4 protein-coding genes are annotated in these 4,389 nt (G+C 70.5%); all 4 read left to right on the top strand.

Annotated features, from left to right (window positions below; all coding sequences use genetic code 11):
• The first annotated feature begins 60 nt into the window (after positions 1 to 60).
• Positions 61 to 1,785 (top strand): urease subunit alpha, encoded by a 1,725-nt coding sequence (gene ureC, locus GT354_RS23055; RefSeq protein WP_161358279.1) that lies wholly within the window; start codon positions 61 to 63, stop codon positions 1,783 to 1,785.
• Positions 1,786 to 1,982: 197 nt separating this feature from the next.
• Positions 1,983 to 2,648, top strand: a complete 666-nt coding sequence (locus tag GT354_RS23050) for an urease accessory UreF family protein (protein ID WP_161358280.1) — start codon at positions 1,983 to 1,985, stop codon at positions 2,646 to 2,648.
• 68 nt (positions 2,649 to 2,716) lie between these two features.
• The gene (gene ureG / locus GT354_RS23045; protein ID WP_161358278.1) at positions 2,717 to 3,349 is read left to right on the top strand and encodes an urease accessory protein UreG; all 633 of its coding nucleotides are present in this window, start codon (positions 2,717 to 2,719) and stop codon (positions 3,347 to 3,349) included.
• Positions 3,346 to 4,305, top strand: coding sequence for an urease accessory protein UreD (locus tag GT354_RS23040; RefSeq protein WP_161358277.1), 960 nt, complete (start codon positions 3,346 to 3,348; stop codon positions 4,303 to 4,305). Before ureG ends, GT354_RS23040 begins: the two co-directional genes overlap by 4 nt.
• The last annotated feature ends 84 nt before the right edge of the window (positions 4,306 to 4,389 follow it).

Below are 4,389 nucleotides of genomic sequence, written 5' to 3'. Positions count from 1 at the left end.
CCCAGGCCACAGCACCCCGAGCCCGGCCGCAAGGCACACCTCCCCGAAGGGCGGCGCGTGATGGCGATCATCTCCCGTCGGCAGTACACCGACCTGTTCGGCCCGACCGTCGGCGACCGTTTCCACCTGGCCGACACCAACCTGATCGTCGAGGTCGAGCACGACCACAACGCCGGATCGTACGGCGACGAGGCCGTCTACGGCGGAGGCAAGGTGATTCGCGACGGCATGGCGCAGGACCCGGCCGCCACCGCCGCCCGGGGCGCGCTCGACCTGGTCGTCACCAACGTCGTCGTGCTCGACCCGGTGCTCGGTGTGGTCAAGGGCGACATCGGGATCAAGGCCGGCCTGATCGTCGGCGTCGGCAAGGCCGGCAACCCGCACACCCAAAACGGCGTGCACCCCGACCTGTTGATCGGCCCCGGCACCGAGGTGATCTCGGGCGAGCACCTGATCGCCACCGCGGGCGGCATCGACTCGCACATCCACTTCATCTCCCCGCAGCAGGCACAGGAGGGGCTGAGCAACGGGATCACCACCTTCTTCGGCGGCGGGACCGGGCCCACCGACGGCACCAACGGCACGACCTGCACGCCCGGCCCGTGGAACATCTCGCGGATGCTTCAGGCGGCCGAGGAACTCCCCGTCAACATAGGCCTGTTGGGCAAGGGCAACGGCAGCCTGCCCGACGCGCTGCGGGAGCAGGTCGAGGCGGGCGTGGCCGGCCTCAAGGTGCACGAGGACTGGGGCGCGACGCCTGCCGCGCTGGATTGCGCGCTGCGTGTCGCCGACGAATACGACGTCCAGGTGGCCGTACACACCGACACGCTCAACGAGTCCGGGTTCTTCGAGGACACCCTGTCCGCGATCGACGGCCGTACCATCCACACCTTCCACACCGAGGGCGCGGGCGGCGGCCACGCGCCGGACATCATGCGGGTGGCCGGCGAACCGAACGTGCTGCCCTCCTCGACGAATCCGACCCTGCCCTACAGCGTGAACTCGGTCGACGAACTGCTCGACATGGTGATGGTGTGCCACCACCTCAGCCGGGACATCCCCGAGGACGTCTCGTTCGCGGACAGCAGGGTGCGGGCCGAAACGATCGCAGCCGAGACCGTGCTGCACGACCTCGGCGTGATCAGCATCTTCTCGTCCGACTCGCAGGCGATGGGCCGCGTCGGCGAGAGCTTCGCGCGGCTGTTCCAGACGGCGCACCACTGCAAGGCGATGCGCGGCAAACTGCCCGAGGACAGCGAACGCAACGACAACGCCCGGGTGTTGCGCTACCTCGCGAAGCTCACCATCAACCCCGCACTGGCGGTCGGCGCCGCCGACACGATCGGCTCGCTCGAACCCGGCAAGCTTGCCGACGTGGTGCTGTGGCCGATCCACTCCTTCGGCGCCAAACCCAAACTGATCATCAAGGGCGGCATGGTCAACTGGGCCCTGATGGGCGACCCCAACGCGTCGCTGCCCACGCCGCAACCGGTCTACTACCGACCGATGTTCGGCGCCTACGGCCGAGCGGCTCAGGAGACGTCCGTGACTTTTCTGTCGCGCGCGGCGATCGAACGCGGTGTCCCCAAGGAACTGGATCTGCGCCGGCGGATCGCGCCCGTGCGCGGTTGCCGCTCGATCGGAAAGCAGCACATGGTGCGCAACTCGGCGACGCCTCGGATCGAGGTGGATCCCGAGACGTACAAGGTCACCGTGGACGGCGAGCCCGCCACCATCGAGCCGGCGCGCGAACTGCCGCTCAACCACCTGTTCTACATCGCGTGATCCGAACGCCGAAGGTCCGCCCCGAGCCCGATTACACCCCCCAGCTCGATTCCACCCCCGAGCACGACTACACCCCTGAGCCCGATCACACCCCCGAGCCCGATCCCCCACCCGATCGCATCCTCGCGCCCCCGCCCGATCCCACGCCCGGGTCCGTGCCCCCGCCCACCCAGCCATCCGACGCCTGGCTGGTCGCGATGCAACTGACCGACTCGGCCTTCCCGAGCGGTCTGTACACGCTCTCGCACGGTCTGGAGGGCTATGCGCAAGCCCGCGCGGTGGACCGGGCGAGCCTCGCCGACCTGCTCACGGACCTGCTGCGACACGGAGTCGGCCCGGCCGACGCGACCGCGTTGGTGTTGGCCCATCGGGCCGCGTGCACCGGTGACTGGGCCGGGGTGGGCGCGGTCGACGAGCGGCTGTACGCCGCGAAGTTGGGCCGCGAGCAGCGCATCGCGGCGACCCGGACCGGCCGCCAACTGCTGGACCTGGCACCGGAGGTGTTCGCCGACGCCGCGGCCGGGATCGCCCCGTACGCCGACCTGGTCGCCGCCCGCAAGGCGCCCGGGTGTCAGGCCGTCGTGGCGGGTGTGGTGTACGCGGCAACCGGCGTACCCGAGCAACAGGCGGCCACCGCCGACGTGTTCGCGTTCTGCGCCAGTTTCACCGGGGCGGCGTTGCGGCTGCGCCTGGCCGACCACCGGAGCGCGCAGGTCGTGCTGCGGCAGGTCGCTCCGGTGATCGACGAGGTGGTGGCGGCGGCCCGCACCCGCGAACTGCCCGACCTGGGTGGGTGCGTACCGCTGTCCGACGTCCACGCCGGACATCACGAACGAGCCGACGCCCGCCTGTTCGCCAGCTGATCGGCGCACCTCCCACACCACACCTCCCACACCACACTCCCCATACGCACGAGGAAAGAGAACGAACCATGGATCACAACGTGTTGCGGGTCGGCATCGGTGGCCCGGTCGGTTCCGGTAAGACCGCGTTGATCGAGGCGCTCGTGCCGGTGCTGATCGAACGTGGCAGGCGCCCGGCCGTGATCACCAACGACATCTACACGCAGGAGGACGCCCATCACGTGCGCCGCACCCTCGCCGGGGTGCTCGCGCCGGAGCGCGTCGTCGGGGTGGAGACAGGCGCGTGTCCGCACACCGCCGTGCGCGACGACCCGACGATGAACCTCGCCGCCGGCGCCGAACTCCTCGACGCGTTCCCGGATGTGGACACGCTGCTGTACGAGAGCGGTGGGGACAATCTCACCCTGACGTTCAGCCCGGCCCTCGTCGACCTCTTCCTGTTCGTGCTCGACACCGCGCAGGGGGACAAGATGCCGCGCAAGCGCGGGCCCGGCATCACCGAATGCGAACTCCTGGTGATCAACAAGGTGGACATCGCCCGCTACGTGCGCACCGACCTCGAACTGATGGAGCGTGACGCCTTCGCCGTGCGCGGCGGTGCCCCGGTGCAACTCACCAATTCGCTGACCGGCCAGGGGATCACCGAGATCGCCGACTTCCTCGACGCGCGCCGAGTCGACGCCCAACCGCTTCCCGCGTGAGCACCCGGCCGTTCACCACCGAGGGCTCCCGGCTCGACCCGGGGCACTACGAGCCGGTTCGGGTGCCGGGCGAGGTCGCCGCGTACGCGGCGGTGCCCGATACCGTGCCGGTCGGCGGTGCGGGCAAGGTCGGCCTGCTCGAACTCGGCTTCGCCGCCAAGCGTGGCCGGACCGAACTGGTCCGGCACTACCAGAAGTCACCGCTCCAGATCACCCGCCCGCTCCACATCGACCCGGGCCGCCCGGATCTCGCGGTCACCTACGTGATGTCCACCGGCGGCGGACTGATCCAGGCGGACCGGCAACGGATCGACGTCGAGTGCGGCGCCGACACGGCCGTGCTGCTGACCACCCAGGCGGCGACGAAGGTACACCGGATGGAGTACGACTACGCGGCCCACACGGTGAACCTGAGCGTGGGTCCGGGGGCCTGGTTGGAGTATCTGCCCGATCCGGTCGTGCCGTGTGTGGACTCGCGCCTGCACCAGCGCACGCACGTCACCGTCGACCCGGGCGCGACCGTGCTGCTCGGTGAGACGGTGGCTGCGGGGCGGCTCGCGCGGGGCGAGCGGCACCGATACGCCGTGTACGCGTCGGACTTGGAGGTGCGGCGACCCGATGGCACCCTGCTCGTCGTGGATCCGGTCCGACTCGTGCCGGGGGCGACCGGGAACGGCGTCACCGGACCCGCCGTGCTCGGTGGGTACGGGCTGATGGCGTCGTTGTTCGTGGTGACCGCGATCGTGCCCGCCGCGCGGGTCGCCGACGTGCTGCACGACGCGCTCGCGGCGACCGGCCTGACCGGCGCGGCGAGCGTACTCCCGTACGACTGCGGCGCGTGGGTGCGCGTACTCACCAACGACTCACCCGCGCTGCGGCGGGGGATGTACGCGGTGTGGGACGCGATCCGGCGGGAGTTGATCGGCGTACCGGCTCCCGACCTGCGCAAGACGTAGCCCACCCGGCACGCCCGCCCCAAGCGCGAGCCCTCCGACCTGCAAACCTCGCTCCCTGCCGGCCCTCCGCCCCCGGCGAGCCTC

Origin of the sequence: Streptomyces sp. SID3343 (genome assembly GCF_009865215.1) — a bacterium.
Lineage (GTDB): Bacteria > Actinomycetota > Actinomycetes > Streptomycetales > Streptomycetaceae > Embleya.
The sequence above is the reverse complement of the archived record's forward strand: the minus strand, read 5'-3'. Positions and strand labels throughout refer to the sequence as shown.